The organism is Streptomyces sp. DH24 (assembly GCF_029813775.1).
GTDB lineage: Bacteria > Actinomycetota > Actinomycetes > Streptomycetales > Streptomycetaceae > Streptomyces.
Genome location: NZ_JARVKW010000005.1, coordinates 211,988 through 229,446 on the forward strand (window position 1 = coordinate 211,988; position 17,459 = coordinate 229,446).

Annotated in this window: 17 protein-coding genes and 1 riboswitch; of the genes, 9 read left to right on the forward strand and 8 right to left on the reverse strand. The window is 71.8% G+C overall.

All coding sequences use genetic code 11. The features are described 5' to 3' along the window. Nucleotides 1–101: 101 nt before the first annotated feature. The gene (locus QC282_RS06060) at nt 102–1,370 is read left to right on the forward strand and encodes an Ig-like domain-containing protein (RefSeq protein ID WP_279548156.1); all 1,269 of its coding nucleotides are present in this window, start codon (nt 102–104) and stop codon (nt 1,368–1,370) included. Nucleotides 1,371–1,398: 28 nt separating this feature from the next. Here QC282_RS06060 and QC282_RS06065 read toward each other — a convergent pair whose 3' ends face one another. Then, the gene (locus tag QC282_RS06065) at nt 1,399–1,800 is read right to left on the reverse strand and encodes a hypothetical protein (RefSeq protein ID WP_279548157.1); all 402 of its coding nucleotides are present in this window, start codon (nt 1,798–1,800) and stop codon (nt 1,399–1,401) included. Nucleotides 1,801–1,944: 144 nt separating this feature from the next. Here QC282_RS06065 and QC282_RS06070 point away from each other — a divergent pair, with 144 nt between their 5' ends. The 6 genes from QC282_RS06070 (at nt 1,945) to QC282_RS06095 (ending at nt 9,110) form a co-directional block, all read left to right on the forward strand. Continuing rightward, a complete protein-coding gene (locus tag QC282_RS06070) occupies nt 1,945–2,565 on the forward strand; it encodes a heme-copper oxidase subunit III (RefSeq protein ID WP_279548158.1) in 621 nt (206 codons plus the stop codon). Between the two features lie 66 nt (nt 2,566–2,631). Beyond that, nucleotides 2,632–3,441 carry a c-type cytochrome gene (locus tag QC282_RS06075; RefSeq protein WP_279548159.1) on the forward strand — a complete coding sequence of 270 codons (810 nt, stop codon included), beginning with the start codon at nt 2,632–2,634 and terminating at the stop codon, nt 3,439–3,441. Beyond that, complete coding sequence (locus QC282_RS06080; RefSeq protein ID WP_279548160.1) at nt 3,438–4,496, forward strand: ubiquinol-cytochrome c reductase iron-sulfur subunit; 1,059 nt, start codon at nt 3,438–3,440, stop codon at nt 4,494–4,496. The genes QC282_RS06075 and QC282_RS06080 overlap by 4 nt, the downstream gene beginning before the upstream one ends. Then, a complete protein-coding gene (locus tag QC282_RS06085) occupies nt 4,493–6,151 on the forward strand; it encodes a cytochrome bc complex cytochrome b subunit (RefSeq protein WP_279548161.1) in 1,659 nt (552 codons plus the stop codon). The genes QC282_RS06080 and QC282_RS06085 overlap by 4 nt, the downstream gene beginning before the upstream one ends. Nucleotides 6,152–6,275: 124 nt before the next feature. After that, entirely contained in the window at nt 6,276–7,340 is a 1,065-nt protein-coding gene (gene trpD, locus QC282_RS06090) for an anthranilate phosphoribosyltransferase (protein WP_279548162.1), read from the forward strand. A gap of 79 nt (nt 7,341–7,419) precedes the next feature. Beyond that, nucleotides 7,420–7,536, forward strand: a riboswitch (SAM riboswitch). Between the two features lie 191 nt (nt 7,537–7,727). Then, nucleotides 7,728–9,110: an aminotransferase class V-fold PLP-dependent enzyme gene (locus tag QC282_RS06095; RefSeq protein ID WP_279548163.1), complete on the forward strand. Its 1,383-nt coding sequence runs from the start codon at nt 7,728–7,730 to the stop codon at nt 9,108–9,110. On the opposite strand, the gene QC282_RS06100 is transcribed toward QC282_RS06095, so the two are convergent. From QC282_RS06100 to QC282_RS06130, 7 genes are all read right to left on the reverse strand, one after another. Next, nucleotides 9,050–10,258: a glycerate kinase gene (locus QC282_RS06100; RefSeq protein WP_279548164.1), complete on the reverse strand. Its 1,209-nt coding sequence runs from the start codon at nt 10,256–10,258 to the stop codon at nt 9,050–9,052. The two genes, QC282_RS06095 and QC282_RS06100, sit on opposite strands and share 61 nt — an antisense overlap. An 11-nt stretch (nt 10,259–10,269) precedes the next feature. After that, the gene (locus QC282_RS06105) at nt 10,270–11,685 is read right to left on the reverse strand and encodes an SLC13 family permease (RefSeq protein WP_279548165.1); all 1,416 of its coding nucleotides are present in this window, start codon (nt 11,683–11,685) and stop codon (nt 10,270–10,272) included. A gap of 196 nt (nt 11,686–11,881) precedes the next feature. Further along, on the reverse strand, nt 11,882–12,544 hold the full coding sequence (locus tag QC282_RS06110; protein ID WP_279548166.1) for a response regulator transcription factor: 663 nt from the start codon (nt 12,542–12,544) through the stop codon (nt 11,882–11,884). Continuing rightward, a complete protein-coding gene (locus tag QC282_RS06115) occupies nt 12,541–13,905 on the reverse strand; it encodes an ATP-binding protein (RefSeq protein WP_279548217.1) in 1,365 nt (454 codons plus the stop codon). The genes QC282_RS06110 and QC282_RS06115 overlap by 4 nt, the downstream gene beginning before the upstream one ends. A 58-nt stretch (nt 13,906–13,963) precedes the next feature. After that, on the reverse strand, nt 13,964–14,332 hold the full coding sequence (locus QC282_RS06120; protein ID WP_279548167.1) for a small secreted hydrophilic protein: 369 nt from the start codon (nt 14,330–14,332) through the stop codon (nt 13,964–13,966). A 112-nt stretch (nt 14,333–14,444) separates the two neighbouring features. After that, a complete protein-coding gene (locus QC282_RS06125; protein WP_279548168.1) occupies nt 14,445–14,726 on the reverse strand; it encodes an Lrp/AsnC ligand binding domain-containing protein in 282 nt (93 codons plus the stop codon). Continuing rightward, complete coding sequence (locus tag QC282_RS06130) at nt 14,723–15,457, reverse strand: rhomboid family intramembrane serine protease (RefSeq protein ID WP_279548169.1); 735 nt, start codon at nt 15,455–15,457, stop codon at nt 14,723–14,725. Before QC282_RS06130 ends, QC282_RS06125 begins: the two co-directional genes overlap by 4 nt. Before the next feature lie 155 nt (nt 15,458–15,612). On the opposite strand from QC282_RS06130, the gene QC282_RS06135 reads away from it, so the two are divergent. After that, complete coding sequence (locus tag QC282_RS06135; RefSeq protein WP_279548170.1) at nt 15,613–15,852, forward strand: hypothetical protein; 240 nt, start codon at nt 15,613–15,615, stop codon at nt 15,850–15,852. A gap of 84 nt (nt 15,853–15,936) precedes the next feature. Beyond that, on the forward strand, nt 15,937–17,280 hold the full coding sequence (locus QC282_RS06140; RefSeq protein ID WP_279548171.1) for an NYN domain-containing protein: 1,344 nt from the start codon (nt 15,937–15,939) through the stop codon (nt 17,278–17,280). The last annotated feature ends 179 nt before the right edge of the window (nt 17,281–17,459 follow it).

The window sequence follows — 17,459 nt, forward strand, 5'->3', positions numbered from 1 at the left end:
ACTCCGCACGGAGTGCCCGGGCTCCCTCTTTCGTCCCACACGGCTCACTCGTCCGGGTTACCCGCCGCGCCGCCGCCGACGATGCTCCCTACGTTGAGGCCATGAGCCACACCGACCCCCCGCGCAGCCGGACCGCCGTCGGCTGCACGCTGCTCGTGATCGCCCTCGGCGCGGGCCTCACCGCCTGCGGCGGCGACGACAGCCCGCTGGCGGCCGAGCCGTACGACGCGGCGGACCAGGTCTCCTTCAACGGCCGCGCCGGCGAGGGGAAGCCGACCGACCCGGACAAGCCGCTGGAGGTCGTCGCCGAGGACACCGACGGGCGCATCACCGACGTCACCGCCGTGGACGCGGCAGGACGCTACGTGGCGGGCGAACTCGCCGCCGACGGCACCCGGTGGCACAGCACCTCTCCGCTGGCCGCGGGCGCCCGCTACACGGTCCGGGTGAGCACGGAGAACGAGGACGGGGCGCCCGGCCGGAAGGTCTTCACCTTCGACACCGGCAGACCCACCGCCAAGAAGCGCCTGAACGTCACCTTCGGCCCCAAGCAGGGCACCTACGGCGTCGGCCAGCCCATCACGGCCGAGCTGTCCCTGCCGGTGAAGGACCGGGCGCAGCGGGCCGTCGTGGAGCGCGCCCTCAAGGTGCGCTCGACGCCCGCGGTGGAGGGCGGCTGGCACTGGGTCGACGACAAGGAGCTCCACTACCGGCCCAGGGAGTACTGGCCCGCCCACGCCACCGTCCGGGTGCACAGCAACCTGGAGGGCATCAAGATCGGCGACCGGGTCTGGGGCGGCCGGACCAAGCCCCTGAAGATCGGCATCGGGGACCAGGTCGTCGCCGTCACCGACGCGGCGGCCCACCGGCTGACGCTGTTCAGGAACGGCGAGGAGGTCAAGTCGGTCCCGGTCACCACCGGCAAGCCCGGCTTCGAGACCCGCAACGGCGTCAAGGTCGTGCTCGGCAAGGAGTACTTCGTACGCATGCGCGGCACCAGCATCGGCATCGCACCGGGCAGCGCCGAGGACTACGACCTGCCGGTGTACTACGCCACCCGGGTGACCTGGAGCGGCGAGTACGTGCACGCCGCGCCCTGGTCCGTGGGCTCCCAGGGCGCGGCCAACGTCAGCCACGGCTGCACCGGCATGAGCACCGGCAACGCCGAGTGGTTCTACGACAACGTCCGCGAGGGCGACGTCGTCAAGGTCGTCAACTCGGACGGCGACACGATGGAGGCGTTCGGCAACGGCTTCGGCGACTGGAACGTCCCCTGGGAGAAGTGGCAGCAGGGCAGTGCCCTGACCGCGGGCCCGTCCCAGGCGGCGGGCGCCCAGCAGACGGCCCGCCTGCGCCCCACGGCGACGTGATGCCGCCCGGGTGCCGGGTGCCCGGTGGCTAGGCGCTCAAGGAAGCCTTGCGCCGCAGCAGAGAGGCGAGGGCGCTCGCGAACTCCACGGGCTCCACCGGCAGGGTCACCGCGGCCTCGGCCCGGCTCCACGTCGCGAGCCACGCGTCCTGCGGCCGCCCGATCAGCAGCAGCACCGGCGGACAGTTGAAGACCTCGTCCTTGATCTGCCGGCACATCCCCATGCCACCCATGGGCACGGCCTCGCCGTCCAGCACGCAGACGTCGATGCCGCCCCTGTCCAGCTCCTTGAGGACGGCCGCAGGTGTCGCGCATTCCAGGAACTCGACCAACGGGGCATCGGGAGCGGGCCGTCGGCCGGTGGCCAACCGCACCTGTTCCCGGGTGTTGGAGTCGTCGCTGTAGACCAGCACCGTGGCGGTCGGCTGCATTGTTCCTCCGTGACGTCAGCGTCGTAAGGACAGGCCCGTGGGGCGGATGCTACCCCTCCGAACACCACGTCAACAGCGGTACGACCGTCCCAGACACTCCGAACGGCACCCCCCGGAGTGAGGGCGGGATAAGCGACCGACATAATGTCGGTCGTGGCGACAGCAACGACAGTAGAAACCGGGCACGCGCACCCGTCGGTCAATCGGCCGAACCTCGTCAGCGTCGGAACGATCATCTGGTTGAGTTCCGAGCTGATGTTCTTCGCGGCCCTCTTCGCGATGTACTTCACCCTGCGATCGGTGACAGGGCCCGACCACTGGAAGGAAATGGCGGATGCGCTGAACTTCCCGTTCTCGGCGACCAACACCACGATCCTGGTGCTCTCCTCCCTCACCTGCCAGCTCGGCGTGTTCGCCGCCGAGCGCGGTGACGTGAAGAAGCTCCGGATGTGGTTCATCGTCACCTTCATCATGGGTGCGATCTTCATCGGGGGCCAGGTCTTCGAGTACACCGAGCTGGTCAAGCACGAGGGCCTCTCGCTCTCGTCCGACCCGTACGGCTCGGTCTTCTACCTGACGACCGGCTTCCACGGCCTGCACGTGACAGGCGGACTCATCGCCTTCCTGCTGGTCCTCGGCCGTACCTACGCGGCCAGCAGGTTCACCCACGAGCAGGCGACCGCCGCCATCGTCGTGTCCTACTACTGGCACTTCGTCGATGTCGTCTGGATCGGCCTCTTCGCCACGATCTACATGATCAAGTAGCCGGGCCCGCTCCCGAGCACATCTCCAGAAGCATCGACGCAGAAGATCCTGACACCGGGGTAATCCGTGAAAAAGCTCTCCGCACGACGACGCCACCCGCTGGCGGCACTCGTCGTCCTACTCCTCGCGCTGGCATGCACCGGGGGGCTGTACGCCGTGTTCGCACCCGCGGACAAGGCGAAGGCCGACGAAACCGCCCAGTCCCTCACCATCGAGGAGGGCAAGAAGCTCTACTCGGTGGGCTGCGCCAGCTGCCACGGCACCGGCGGTCAGGGCAGCAGCGACGGCCCCAGCCTGGTCGGCGTGGGTGCCGCGGCCGTCGACTTCCAGGTGGGCACCGGCCGTATGCCGGCGCAGCAGCCTGGCGCCCAGGTGCCGCGCAAGAAGGTCATCTACTCGCAGGCCGAGATCGACCAGCTGGCGGCGTACATCGCCTCCCTGGGTGCCGGTCCGTCCGTCCCGACCGAGGAGCAGTACGGCCCGGAGGGTGCGGACATCGCCAAGGGCGGCGACCTGTTCCGCAACAACTGCGCGCAGTGCCACAACTTCACCGGCAAGGGTGGTGCGCTGACACACGGCAAGTACGCGCCCAGCCTTGAGGGCGTCGACCCGAAGCACATCTACGAGGCCATGCAGACGGGCCCGCAGAACATGCCGTCCTTCCCCGACACCACCCTGTCGGAGAAGAACAAGAAGGACATCATCGCGTACCTCGACGCGGTCAACGGTGACGACTCCGAGAGCCCGGGCGGCCTGGAGCTGGGCGGACTCGGTCCGGTCAGTGAGGGTCTGTTCGGCTGGATCTTCGGTCTGGGCGGTCTGATCGCCGTCGCCGTCTGGGTCGCCGCTCGGACCGCAAAGGCCAAGAAGTCATGAGTAGCCAACACATTCCCGAAGAGAACCTGCCGGCTGAGCAGGACACCACGCACGGCGCGGTGGACGTCGCGGACGACAAGCACCCGTTCGCCGACCCGGGCCTGCCGCCCCACGAGCCCCGGATCCAGGACATCGACGAGCGGGCCGCCAAGCGGTCCGAGCGTGCGGTCGCCCTGATGTTCACGGTGTCGATGCTGGCGACCATCGGCTTCATCGTCGCGTTCGTGAGCATCCCGATCGACCGGTCGGTGTACATCTTCCCGCTCGGCAACATCAGCGCGCTGAACTTCGCGCTCGGTGTGACCCTGGGTCTGGCGCTGTTCTGCATCGGCGCCGGCGCGGTCCACTGGGCCCGCACCCTGATGACCGACGTGGAGATGTCCGACGAGCGCCACCCGATCGAGGCGTCTCCCGAGCTGCGCTCGAAGATCCACGAGGACTTCCGCCAGGGCGCCAAGGAGTCGGCCCTCGGCCGCCGCAAGCTCCTGCGCAACACCATGCTCGGCGCGCTCACCCTGGTCCCGCTGACCAGCATCGTCCTGCTGCGCGACCTCGGTCCGCTGCCCGGCGACAAGCTGCGTCACACCCTGTGGTCCAAGGGCAAGCTGCTCGTCAACATGAACACGAACGAGCCGCTGCGTCCGTCCGACGTCGCGGTGGGCTCCCTCACCTTCGCCAAGCCCGAGGGCCTGGAGGAGCACGACCACAGCTTCCAGACCGAGATCGCCAAGGCCGCCCTGATGATCGTCCGCATCCAGCCGGACGACATCAAGGACAAGCGCGAGCTGGAGTGGTCGCACGAGGGCATCGTCGCGTACTCGAAGATCTGCACCCACGTCGGCTGCCCGATCTCCCTGTACGAGCAGCAGACGCACCACGTGCTCTGCCCCTGCCACCAGTCCACCTTCGACCTCTCCGACGGTGCCCGGGTGATCTTCGGTCCCGCCGGCCACGCCCTGCCGCAGCTGCGCATCGGCGTGAACGAGGAGGGTTACCTCGAGGCGCTCAGCGACTTCGAAGAGCCCGTCGGTCCTGCCTTCTGGGAGCGCGGATGAGTACCACCACCAACACCAACGCCGCCGGCTCCGACGGGCCGGGCCGCGCACGCGGGAAGGCACCGGCCGGCGAACGCGTCGCCGACTGGGCCGACGGCCGGCTCGGGATCTACTCCCTGGCCAAGGCCAACATGCGCAAGATCTTCCCGGACCACTGGTCCTTCATGCTGGGTGAGATCTGCCTCTACAGCTTCATCATCATCATCCTCACGGGTGTGTACCTGACGCTGTTCTTCCACCCGTCGATGAACGAGGTGGAGTACCACGGCAGTTACGTCCCGATGCAGGGCGTGCTGATGAGTGAGGCGTACGCCTCCACGCTGGACATCAGCTTCGACGTGCGCGGTGGTCTGCTCATCCGGCAGATCCACCACTGGGCGGCGATCATCTTCCTCGCCGGCATGTTCGTGCACATGATGCGCGTGTTCTTCACCGGCGCGTTCCGCAAGCCGCGCGAGGTCAACTGGCTGTTCGGCTTCCTGCTGTTCGTCCTGGGCATGTTCACCGGTTTCACCGGCTACTCGCTCCCGGACGACCTGCTCTCCGGCACCGGTGTCCGCTTCACGCAGGGCGCCATCCTGTCGGTGCCGATCGTCGGCACGTACATCTCGATGTTCCTGTTCGGCGGGGAGTTCCCGGGCGGCGACTTCGTCGCGCGGTTCTACTCGATCCACATCCTGCTGCTGCCGGGCATCATGCTCGGTCTGGTGGTCGCCCACCTGATCCTGGTCTTCTACCACAAGCACACGCAGTTCGCGGGCCCCGGACGGACCAACAAGAACGTCGTCGGCATGCCGCTGCTGCCGGTCTACACGGCGAAGGCCGGAGGCTTCTTCTTCCTGGTCTTCGGTGTCATCGCCGCCCTCGGCGGCATCGCGTCCGTCAACCCGATCTGGGTCCTGGGCCCCTACCGTCCGGACTACGTGTCCACGGGCGCCCAGCCCGACTGGTACATGGGCTTCGCCGAGGGTCTGGTCCGCGCCATGCCGGGCTGGGAGATCAACTTCTGGGGTCACACGCTCGTCCTGGGTGTGTTCATCCCGCTGGTGGTCTTCGGTCTCTTCCTCGGTGTGCTGGCCCTGTACCCGTTCATCGAGTCCTGGATCACCGGGGACAAGCGCGAGCACCACATCCTGGACCGCCCGCGCAACGCCCCGACCCGGACCGGTTTCGGCGTCGCGTGGATCACCGCCTACATGATCATGCTGATCGGCGGCGGCAACGACATCGTGGCCACGCACTTCCACCTGTCGATCAACGCGGTCACCTGGTTCGTCCGCATCGGCTTCTTCGTCGGTCCGGTCATCGCGTTCATCATCACCAAGCGGATCTGTCTCGGCCTCCAGCGCCGGGACCACGACAAGGTGCTGCACGGCCGCGAGTCGGGCATCATCAAGCGCCTGCCGCACGGTGAGTTCATCGAGGTGCACGAGCCGCTCAGCCAGGAGCAGCTCTACACGCTCACCGCTCACGAGCAGTACAAGCCGGTCGAGATCGGCCCGGCGGTCGACGAGAACGGTGTCGAGCGCAAGGTGAAGGGCTCCGAGAAGCTGCGCGCCAAGCTGAGCAAGGCGTACTTCGGTTCGGAGTCGCAGGTCCCGAAGCCGACCGTCGAGGAGTACAAGGAGATCACGAGCGGCCACGGCCACCACTGATCGCTGCGTTCGCCACTTCACGCGGAAGGGCCCCGTCCCGCTTTACGGACGGGGCCCTTCGCCGTGCCCGGGGCTGGATAGGGTGGGAACCAGTCTGAACACGGCTACGACCCAGGAGCGGCTGATGAGCGCTGTGACCCCCGCTGGAGGCGACACCGCGGCGGGCCGCACCTGGCCCGCCCTGCTGAACGGCCTGCTGGACCGCCGCGACCTGACCGCCGACGACACCGCCTGGGCGATGGACCTGATCATGCGCGGCGAGGCCACCGACGCGCAGATCGCCGGCTTCGCGGTGGCCCTGCGCGCCAAGGGCGAGACCGTCGAGGAGATCACCGGCCTGGTCCGCACGATGTACGAGCACGCCAACGTGATCCGGGTGCCCGGCGAGACGGTCGACATCGTCGGCACCGGCGGCGACGGCGCCAAGACGGTGAACATCTCCACCATGTCCGCGATCGTCGTCGCGGGCACCGGCGCCAAGGTCGTCAAGCACGGCAACCGCGCCGCGTCCTCCGCGTCCGGGGCGTCCGACGTGCTGGAGAAGCTCGGCGTGAACCTGGAGCTGACGCCGAAGCGGGTGGCCGAGGTCGCCGAGGAGGCCGGCATCACCTTCTGCTTCGCCGTGAAGTTCCACCCGGCGCTGCGCCACGTGGCGGCGGCCCGCGGCCAGCTCGGCATCCGCACGGTGTTCAACTTCCTGGGTCCGCTGACCAACCCGGCGCAGGTGACGTCCCAGGCGATCGGTGTGGCCGACGCGCGGATGGCGCCGATCATCGCGGGCGTCTTCGCCGAGCGCGGCAACTCCTCGCTGGTGTTCCGCGGCGACGACGGCCTGGACGAGCTGACCACGACGTCCACGTCCCACGTGTGGGTCGTCCGGGACGGCAAGGTGTCCGCGGAGACCTTCGACCCCAGGGACGTCGGCCTCGACCTGGTCCCGGTGGAGGCGCTGCGCGGCGCGGACGCCTCCTACAACGCGGAGGTCGCCCGCAGGCTGCTGGAGGGCGAGCCCGGCCCGGTCCGGGACGCCGTCCTGCTGAACGCGGCGGCGGCCCTGGTGGCCCTCAGACCGTCCGGCGCGCCGCTGACCGAGCAGATCCGGGCCGGCATGGCGCAGGCCGCCGAGGCGATCGACTCGGGGGCGGCCAAGCGGACGCTGGACCGCTGGGTGGCGGCGAGCCACGCCTGACGCGCACCGCCCTGTCGTACGTCCCGCGATCCGGACACGGGTTGCGGGACGTCGATCTTTTCCCGTACGTTCCTGTGCAGGTCATGAGTGACAGTCATGAGGCCCCGGCCGACTGTCCGGCAACCCTCCGTCCGTGGCGGGGTGCCCCGGGTGAAGACCAGGCCGCAGTCAGCAAGGTCTGCGGCAAGCGCGGACCCCTCGCACGCTCCTGATGAGCGTGGGGCCAGGGGTCCTGGTCGGTCGAGGGAGTTCCCCGTGAGCAAGCGAATGCGCTAGGGCCGCAGAGCCCCGCCTCCGCATCCCCCTTTTTTCACCTTTCGCCGTCCCGCGCCGTGAGCCCTGCCGGCTCGCGCGGTGATGCCGCCTGCCTCGTACGGGAGTTCCGCCATGCCTTCCTCCACCCCTGCCGCCGACCGGACCGTCCACGCCCCGCTGCCCGTGCTGGGCCGGGACGTCACCGTGCCGCTCGTCACCGGCGGCGAGGTCACCTACGCCGCGCTCGACTACGCCGCCAGCGCCCCCGCCCTCCAGCGCGTCTGGGACGACGTCGCCGCCTACGCGCCGTACTACGGCAGCGTGCACCGGGGCGCCGGGTACCTGTCGCAGCTGTCCACCGACCTGTTCGAGAACGCCCGCCGGACCGTCGCCGAGTTCCTCGACTGCCGCGGCGACGACCAGGTCGTCTTCACCCGGTCCACCACCGACTCCCTCAACCTGCTCGCCGCCGCGCTCCCGGCCGGCTGTGAGGTCTTCGTCTTCGAGACCGAGCACCACGCCTCCCTGCTGCCCTGGCGCGGCGCCCGCGTCACCTACCTCGACGCCCCGAGCAGCCCCCGGCAGGCGGTGGCGACGCTGGAGCGCGCCCTCGCCTGCCGCGAACCCCACGGCCCGGCCCTCGTCTGCGTCACCGGCGCCTCCAACGTCACCGGCGAACTGTGGCCGGTGCGGGAACTGGCCGCCGCCGCGCACGCCCACGGCGCCCGCATCGTCCTCGACGCCGCCCAGCTCGCGCCCCACCACCCGCTCTCCGTGCGGGAGCTGGACGTCGACTGGGTCGCCTTCTCCGGGCACAAGCTGTACGCGCCCTTCGGCGCCGGCGTGCTGGCCGGGCGCGCCGACTGGCTGCGGGAGGCCGACCCGTACCTCGCGGGCGGCGGCGCCAGCCGCAGGGTCACCCGCCGCGCGGACGGGGGAGTGGACGTCGAGTGGCACGACACGGCCGCCCGGCACGAGGCCGGCTCGCCCAACGTCATCGGCGCCTACGCCGTCGCCTCCGCCTGCAAGGCCCTCGCCGAGGCCGGGTTCGACACGCTCGTCGCCCGCGAGGAGTACCTGATCCGCAAGGTGCGCGAGGGCCTCGCCGACGTCCCCCAGGTGCGGTTCCTCTCCCTGTTCGGGGACGACGCCCCGCGCGTCGGCGTCCTCTCCTTCGTCGTCGACGGCTGGAACAGCTCCCACTTCGCCGCCGCCCTGTCCGCCGAGTACGGCATCGGTGTCCGCGACGGCCTGTTCTGCGCCCACCCGCTGCTGCGCACCCTGCTGGGCAGCGACCCGCAGACGCAGGGCGAGTGCGGCGCCCCCGAGGCCGCGCCCGGCGAGAAGTCCCTGAACGCCATCCGCGTCAGCTTCGGCGCGGGCACCCCGGACGAGCACGTGGACCGCTTCGTGACCGCCTGCCGGGAGCTCGTGCGGGACGGTGCCCGCTGGAACTACCGCACGGAGAACGGCCGTTGCGTCCCCGACACCTCCGCGGTGCCGGCCTCGGCGTGAGCCGGCAGCCGGGCGCCCAGCAGGATCATCCTCAGGGCCCGCTCGGTGGCGTCGGTGAGCAGTTCGGAGGCCCGCAACAGGGCCTCCGCCAGAGCCATCGGCGCGGGCAGGATGCCGTGACAGGCGTCGACCCCCGGCACCTCGTGGGCGCCCTCGCCGAGCGTGCCCGCGAGCGCCAGCACCGGACGGCCGTGCAGCTTGGCGCGCCGGGCCACCTCGGCCGGCACCTTGCCGCGCGGCGTCTGGTGGTCCAGGGCGCCCTCGGCGGTGACGACCAGGTCGGCGCGGGCCAGCCGGGCGTCCAGGTCCAGGTGGTCCAGGAGCACACCGAAGCGGGGCAGCAGACGGGCGCCGAGCGCGGCGAGCCCGGCGCCGAGCCCGCCCGAGGCGCCGGTGCCCGGGCCGGTGCGCAGGTCGGTGCCGGTGACGCGGAGGTCGCGGGTGAGGACGTACGCCCAGTTCTCCAGGCCCGCCGACAGGTCCTCGACCTGGGCCGGGGTCGCGCCCTTCTGCGGGCCGAAGACGCGGGCGACGCCGCGCTCCCCGCACAGCACGTTGAACGGGTTGCAGGCGACCAGCAGCTCCACGTCCGCGAGCCGGGGGTCGAGGCCCGCCGGGTCGACGCGGTGCAGCCGGACCAGTTCCCGGCCGCCGGGCGGGAGTTCGAGACCGTCCGCGTCCAGCAGCCGGGCGCCGAGCGCCTGGAGCGCGCCCGCGCCGCCGTCGGACGTGCCGGAGTCGCCGCAGCCGACCAGGATGCGGCGCGCGCCCGCGTCGAGCGCGGCACGGACGAGTTCGCCGACGCCGTACGTGGTGGTGGCGCCGGGGTCGCGCAGGGAGCGGGGGACCAGGGAGAGGCCCGCGACCGCCGCCATCTCCACGACTGCCGTGTCCCCGGAGCCGAGCAGCGCGAAATGCGTGCCGAGGGTCTCCCCGACCGGGCCGGTGGCGGCCAGCGCGACCAGCCGGCCGCCGGTGGTGGCGGCCAGCGTGGCGGCGGTGCCCTCCCCGCCGTCCACCAGCGGGATCAGGTCGACGTCTGCGGCGGGCAGGACGCGGCGCACACCGGACGCGATGGCGTCGGCGGCGGCCTGGGCGGACAGGGACTCCTTGAAGCCACTGGGGGCCACGGCGATACGGCTCAGCACGGTTGTTCTCCTCAGCGGGTCACGGGAACGCCGAGCAGCGGCCACACCGCGACGGCGAAGAGCAGGACGAGAAGGGCGGTCAGCGGCGCCAGCACGGCCGACAGCCGCAGCAGGTCCCGCGGGGTGTAGGTGGGGGTGCCGGGCAGCTCGGCGAAGAGCGTGACCGGTTTGGCGCTGGCGGGCAGGGTGTGGCAGAACCCGGCGGCCGCGGTGGAGGCGAGCGCGGCGGCGACCGGGTTGACCCCGGCGCCCACGGCCGCCGCGACGACCAGCGGCACCAGCACCGACGAGCGGGCCGACCGGGACTGCAGGACCAGGTGGGCCGCCGTGCTGACCGCGATCACGACCGCCAGGAACACGACCGGCGTGACGCCCGAGGGGAGCCCCGCAACCAGCCATTTCGCGGCCCCGGAGTCGGCGAGCGCGATGCCCATCGCCATCGTCGCGGCCATGAACAGCAGCAGTGCCCACGGCACCGTCCGCAGCGCGTCCTTCAGCCGGACCGTGCCGAACGCGGGCGACGCCGCGACGACCGCGCCGATCAGTGCGACGACCGCCGGCGGCACCCGGTGCAGCGGCTCGCTGCACCACAGCGCGACCACCGTCGCCAGCAGCAGCGCGCAGCGCGACTCGGCCTGCGTCCAGGGGCCGGTCACCGGCTGCTCGCTGTGCCGCTGTATCTCCTCCGCCGTCACGCGCACCGGGCCCGCGCGGTCCGCACGCCGGGTCGTCGTCAACAGCACGGCCTCGGCGGCCAGATGGGAGGACGCCACCGCCAGCGGCAGCCCGAGCAGCAGCCACTCGGTGAACCCGATCCGCTCCCCGGACGTCTCCCACAGCACCGACACGGTGATCAGATGCGCGCCCGCGCCGATCAGGGTCGCCACCGCCGACAGCAGGATCACGGTCGGAAACAGCAGCGCCAGCATCACGACCAGTCGCTTCCGGTCGCCGAGCGCCTTGGCGAGGGCCAGGAACACCGGCAGCGCCAGCGCGGCCCGGCCGGAGGTGGCGGGCACCGCGAACGCCGTGACGACCAGCGCGGCCGTCGTCAGGTGCACGAGCTGCCGCACGGTGCGCGCCCCGCCCACCAGGAAAGCCGCCGCCCGCCCCGCCAGCCCCGTCCGCGTCACCGCGGCGGCCAGCACGAAGGCGCAGATCAGCAGCCACACCGTCGAGTCGCCGAGGGTGCCGAACAGGGTGTCGCTGCTGATCACCCCGGTCGCGGTCAGCGCCAGCCCGGCGCCCAGCGCGATGTACGTGTCGTCGATCGGGGTGGCGATCCAGGCGCAGGTCGCCAGCGCGAACACGGCGAGCGTGAGCCGGGCGTCACCGGCGAGGCCGGGGAAGTTGCCGGGCACCGCGAGCAGCGCGCACAGCGACAGGGCGACGCACAGGGCGGCGGTCAGCCGGAGGTTCGGGGTCACGACATCGAGGGTTCACGCGGGCCGTGAGCCCTCAATGAGCCGCACATGAAGGAAACTTCACGCGGCCTGCGGCCCCGGGGGCTCACCGGGGAGCCGCCCCCGGGCTCAGGACGGCACCGGCCCCGGACGCACGAGGGAGCCGGCCTCGGACTCAGGACGGCACCGCCCCGGACGCACGAGGGAGCCGGACCCGCGCTCACCCGGGCAGCCGGTACCCCATGCCCCGCACCGTCTCCACCTGCTGCGCCCCGAGCTTCTTGCGCAGTGCCCGCACGTACACGTCCACGATGTTGGAGCCCGGGTCGAAGTCGTAGCCCCACACGTGGGAGAGGATCTGCTCGCGGGACAGCACCTGCCCCGGATGCCGCAGGAACAGCTCGAGCAGCACGAACTCACGGGCCGTCAGGTCCACCGTGCGGTCCCCGCAGCGGGCCCGCCGGGTGCGCAGGTCCAGGCTCAGCGTGCCCGAGCGCAGCACCGTCACCTCGGGCGCCCGGGCCGCCGTACGCAGCCTCAGCCGCACCCGGGCGAGCAGTTCCTCGAAGCGGAACGGCTTGGTCATCCAGTCGTCGGCGCCGCCCTCCAGGCCGGCCACCGTGTCGCGCACCGAGTCCCGCGCGGTCAGCACGATCACCGGGACCGTCACCCGGGCCTCGCGCAGTTCTCGCAGCACCGTGAAGCCGTCCCGGCCGGGCAGTCCGATGTCCAGGACGACGAGGTCGAAGCCGCCGGTCAGCGCGTACTCGTAGGCGGCGTCGCCGTCGCCGACGACGGTGGTCGTGAAGCCGCCCGCGCGCAGGCCCTTCTCCACGAAGGAGGCGATGCGCTCCTCGTCCTCGACGATCAGGATGCGGTTCACGTGCGTGCCTCTTCCAGGGTCAGTACGAAGGTGGCGCCGCCGCCCTCGGTCTCGCGCAGGCCGATCCGGCCGCCGTGCGCCTCGGCGATGGCCCGCACGATGGACAGCCCGAGCCCGGCGCCCGAGCCGCGCGCGCCGCGCCGGGCGGTGCCGCGCCGGAACCGCTCGAAGATCACCCCGGCGTCCTGCGGGCGCACCCCGGGGCCGGAGTCGGCGACGTACAGCTCGACGCGTGTGCCGTCCGCGCGGGAGCCGATGCGGATGGTCTGGCCGGGCGCGGTGTGCTGCACGGCGTTCTGGGCGAGCTGCACCATCGCCTGCGTGATCCGCTGCGGGTCCAACTCGGCCTCCCGGTCGGCGACTTCGGTGAGCTGCCAGTCGCGCTCGCCGAGGGTGCGGGCCTTGACGTAGACGTCGGCGGTGAGTTCGGCGAGCTGCACCGGCTCTGGGGTGACGAAGTCGGGCCGCTCGGCCTTGGCGAGCAGCAGCAGGTCCTCCACGATGCGGCTCATCCGGTCCAGCTGGTCGGTGACCAGCCGCACGGTCTCCTCGCGTTCGGCCGGGTCGTCGCCCATCAGCTCCAGATGGCCGCGCACGATGGTGATCGGGGTGCGCAGTTCGTGCCCGGCGTCGTCCACGAACTGGCGCTGCGCGGCGAAGGCCCGCTCCAGCCGGTCGAGCATCGCGTTGAACGTCTCGGCGAGGGCCGCCACGTCGTCCCGGCCGCGCACCGGGATACGGCGGGTGAGGTCCTGCTCGGTGAGCTGTGCCGCCGCGGTGCGCACCAGCCGCACCGGCCGCAGGATCCGGCCCGCGACCACCCAGCCGATGCCGGTGGTCAGCAGCAGCGCGACCCCGGAGATGGCGAGCAGGATGCGGGTCACCTCGTCGACCCGGTCCTGTTCGCGGCCCGGGTGGAAGGCGACGACGAACGCGGCCTCGGGGTCGCCGCCCACCCGCGCGACGGCGACCTTCGCCCAGCGGATCTCGCCCGAGGGGCGGTGCAGCGTGCCGGTGGAGCCGGGCGCCTCGAAGACGCGGCGGCGGGCGTCGGCGTCCTTGTGCAGCGGCAGCGGTACGTCGATGTCGCGCGGCTGGATGAGCTGCGCCGGTCCGCGGCCGGGCCGGGCGACCAGGCCGATCAGCTCCTCCTCCGGATCGGCGTACTGGCGTTCCAGGAAGACGTGCAGCAGCCGCGCCGGGTCGGTGAACGGGCGGCCGGTTGCCGGGTCGACGCCCCGCTCCTCGAAGTGGGCGAACTCGCCGGCCTCCTGGGCGAGCAGCCCGTCGACGCGCCGGTCGGCGTCCCGCAGCAGGATGGAGCGGGTGGTCACGGCCACCGAGGCGAGGGCGACCGCCATCACCAGCAGCAGCCAGAGCAGGATGCGGACCCGGGCGGAGATCCGCCGCCGCGGGCGGTCAGCCGTCGTCGCGTCCGTCGTCCCGGCCGCTTCCGGTGTCGTCGTCGCGTCCGTGGTTCCCGCCGCTTCCGGTGTCGTCGTCACGTCCGTCGTCCCCGCCGCCCCTGCCGCCCCTGCCGTCATCGAGGTCGTCGTCATCGTCGTCACCCGGGGGGCTGTCGGTCACCGGGGGCCGGGAGACGACCTGGTCGCTCGGCGTCGGTGCGGGCCGGGTGGGCGTCGGCTCGGGGGAGCCGCTGTCCAGCTCCACCCTGGGCGGGACCTTCGGCGGGTCGGGGCTGTCGGTGAGGGCGAAACTGGTCGCGGCGATGCCGAGCGGGATCGCCACGACGGCGGCCAGGGCCGCCATCCGGTGCGAGAAGACCATGCGGCGATCCTGCCCCCGCGGACCGCCGGCCAGGATGAGCCCGGGATGAAGAACTCTTCATCCGGGCGCGGGCGGCGGCGGGGCGTCGGGCGGTCCGGTCGGAGGCGTCCGCTCAGCTGTCGAGGCCGATGGCGAACGCCGCCTCCAGGTCGTGCTGCGAGTAGGTGCGGAACGCCACGTGCGTGTCCGTGCCCTCCACACCGGGGATCTTGCTGATCCGGCCCGGGATGACCTCCGCGAGATCCTCGTGCTGCTTCACGCGCACCATCGCGATCAGGTCGTACGTGCCGGTGACGGAGAAGACCTCGCTCACGCTGTCCAGCGAGGCGATCTGCTCCGCGATCTCGGGGATCCGGTCCACGCTGGTCTTGATGAGGACGATCGCGGTGATCACGGCTGGTTCTCTCCCTCGGGGGCCGGCGCTGGGGCGCTGTTCACTCTAGTCGTACGCCACGAGCGCACCCAGGCGCAGACGAAGCCCAGCCCGAACCCCATCAGGTGCGCCAGGTACGCGACGCCCGGCCCCGAGGACGCCCGGCCCGCCGCCAGCCACTGCAGCACCGCCCAGAACGGCAGCACGACCCACGCCGGGAAGCGCAGCGGCAGGAAGAACAGGAACGGCAGGAGACTGGTGACGCGGGCGCGCGGGAACAGGTACAGAAAGGCGCCGAGGACCGCCGAGATGGCCCCCGACGCGCCGACCAGGGACTGTGGGGAGCCGGCGTTGGCGGCGGCGTAGCCCAGCAGGGCCAGGTAGCCGCAGCCGAGGTAGAAGAGGGTGAACCGCACGCGGCCCATGCGTTCCTCGGTCATCGTTCCGAAGACGTAGAGGAAGAGCATGTTGCCAAGCAGATGGACCCAGCTGCCGTGGACGAACAGCGCCGTCGCCGGGGTGAGGGCGGCGCCCGGGGAGCCGCCGAACAGATCCGCCGGGATCACGCCCCAGCGCCGGAAGTAGGCCCGCTGCGCGGTGAGCAGCTCGTCTCCGGTGCCGTACCCGGGATGGAGGCCCGACGCCGGACCGATCAGGAAGATCAGACAGCACAGCGCGATCAGCCCGTACGTCACCGGCGCCGACGGACCCCGGACCGCCCGCCCGGCCGGCGCTCTCCAGTTACCGATCATGAACAGAGCATGGCGTAACCGGACGCATCGCGACAGACCGCCTCGCCGCCGTGGACGGACGGGCGGCGAGTACCCGCCAGGCCGTAGGGTTACGAGCCACACGCACCGGGGAGTCCGGCGCGACACGGACACCAGAAGGAAGGCGAACAGTCACGATGACGGTTCCCCTGCCGACCGCCACGACGCGGTGGCGCTGCGCCCTCTGCGGCAACCTCACGCGCTTCGACGTGACCCGCTCCTCCAAGGTCGTCGAGTACGTCCACCTCGACCTGGCCGGAGAGCCGAAGGTCGAGGAGCGCGAGGTGCTCAGTGAGACCATCGAGTCGGTGCGGTGCCGCTGGTGCAACGCCGTGGACCAGGTGGAACTCGTGGACAGGCCGGCCGCCGGCTCCTGACGGAGCGGGCCCGGCGCAGGGCGATCCCCGACGGGCCCCGATCCGGGACCGGCGCGGGATCCCGCACAGGCATTGGGGTGACGGATGGTGGAGACCACGGGTGGGAGGCCGCAGGACGGCGCCGCCGAGGTGCTCGACCGTCCGCTGCCGGACGGTGTGCGCCGCCGGGTCGTGCAGATCGTGTCCGACGGCTTCGGCGCGCTGACCATGGCGGAACTGCCCGCGCAGCTCAGGCAGTACGCCCGGTTCACGCCGACGCGCCGGGTGAAGTTCGCCGGCAACGCCATGGCGGCCGCGCTGGAGACCGACCCGCTGTTCCGGCAGCGCGTCGGCGAGAAGCTGAGAGAGGCGCAGCCGGAGATCGCCGGCGCCCTGGACTCCGGCTCACCGCCCCCGGCCGCGGACCCGCTCGACGTGGCGGCCGCGGCCTACGTGCTGCGGCCCACCGGCTGGGTGAAGCTCGTGACCGCGGCCGGCGAGGAGGCCCTGCGGGCCGACGCCGAACGCGCCGACGAGGAGAACCGCGCCGAGCTGGAGCGGCTGCGCGCCGAACTCGCGCAGGCCCGCGAGCACACCCGGGCCGAGACCGAGCGGCTGCGCGCCGAGCTGGAGTCGGCGAAGAAGGAAGCCGAATCGCTGCACCGCAAACTGCGCTCCGCCCTCAGCGACGTCAAGCGCGGCGAGGCGGCACTGCGCAAGGCGCACGCCGAGACCGAGGCCGTCCGCGCCGAGGGGCACACCCAGGTGTCCGCCGCCGAGAGCGAGAGCCGGCGGCTCAAGGCCCGCCTCGCCGAGGTGGAGGCGACCCTGGAGGCCACCCGCCGGGCCGCCCGCGAGGGCCGCAGCGTCGAGGACATGCGGGTCCGGCTGCTGCTGGACACCCTGCTCGACGCCACGCAGGGGCTGCGCCGCGAACTGGCCCTGCCGCCGGTGTCGGTGCGGCCCGCCGAGACCGTGGACGCCGTCGAGCCCGGCCGGATGACGCCGAAGGACATCGCCGCCCGCGCGCTGTCCGAGAACGACCCGGCGATCCTCGACCAGCTGCTCGCGCTGCCGCAGGCCCATCTGGTCGTCGACGGCTACAACGTCACCAAGACCGGCTATCCGCAGATGCCGCTGGAGAAGCAGCGCCTCAGGCTGCTCGGCCAGCTCTCCCAGCTCGCCGCGCAGACCGGCGCCGAGGTGACGTGCGTCTTCGACGGCGCCGAGCTGGCCGCGCCCGTGCTGCTCGCGCCGCCGCGCGGCGTGCGGGTGCTGTTCTCCAAGCCGGGCGTCACCGCCGACGAGCTGATCCGCCAGCTGGTGCGCGCCGAGCCGCCGGGCCGGCCCGTCATCGTCGCCTCCACCGACCGCGAGGTGGCCGACGGGGTCGCACGCGCCGGCGCACGCCCTGTCGCGTCCGCGGTGCTCCTCAAGCGGCTTTCCTGACCGCTGATTCACTTCTGCCCCAACCGCAACGTACCTGCGCTATGCCCGAATTGACGGAACCGTCACGCAACGTAGCGTCAAGCAGGCGTCACTGCAGGTGAGTTGAGGGCTGAGAATGCGGTGCGTAACCGGGATATTTCGGCAGAGGATTTGAACTGATCACGGCTGGGTCACTAGGG

Coding starts and splice junctions, on each gene's coding strand:
- QC282_RS06135 (WP_279548170.1), top strand. CDS start 15,613: ATGACGGTTCCCCTGCCGACCGCCACGACGCGGTGGCGCTGCGCCCTC.
- QC282_RS06080 (WP_279548160.1), top strand. CDS start 3,438: ATGAGTAGCCAACACATTCCCGAAGAGAACCTGCCGGCTGAGCAGGAC.
- QC282_RS06140 (WP_279548171.1), top strand. CDS start 15,937: ATGGTGGAGACCACGGGTGGGAGGCCGCAGGACGGCGCCGCCGAGGTG.
- QC282_RS06060 (WP_279548156.1), top strand. CDS start 102: ATGAGCCACACCGACCCCCCGCGCAGCCGGACCGCCGTCGGCTGCACG.
- trpD (WP_279548162.1), top strand. CDS start 6,276: ATGAGCGCTGTGACCCCCGCTGGAGGCGACACCGCGGCGGGCCGCACC.
- QC282_RS06115 (WP_279548217.1), bottom strand. CDS start 13,905: ATGGCGGTCGCCCTCGCCTCGGTGGCCGTGACCACCCGCTCCATCCTG.
- QC282_RS06120 (WP_279548167.1), bottom strand. CDS start 14,332: ATGGTCTTCTCGCACCGGATGGCGGCCCTGGCCGCCGTCGTGGCGATC.
- QC282_RS06095 (WP_279548163.1), top strand. CDS start 7,728: ATGCCTTCCTCCACCCCTGCCGCCGACCGGACCGTCCACGCCCCGCTG.
- QC282_RS06085 (WP_279548161.1), top strand. CDS start 4,493: ATGAGTACCACCACCAACACCAACGCCGCCGGCTCCGACGGGCCGGGC.
- QC282_RS06070 (WP_279548158.1), top strand. CDS start 1,945: ATGTCGGTCGTGGCGACAGCAACGACAGTAGAAACCGGGCACGCGCAC.
- QC282_RS06065 (WP_279548157.1), bottom strand. CDS start 1,800: ATGCAGCCGACCGCCACGGTGCTGGTCTACAGCGACGACTCCAACACC.
- QC282_RS06130 (WP_279548169.1), bottom strand. CDS start 15,457: ATGATCGGTAACTGGAGAGCGCCGGCCGGGCGGGCGGTCCGGGGTCCG.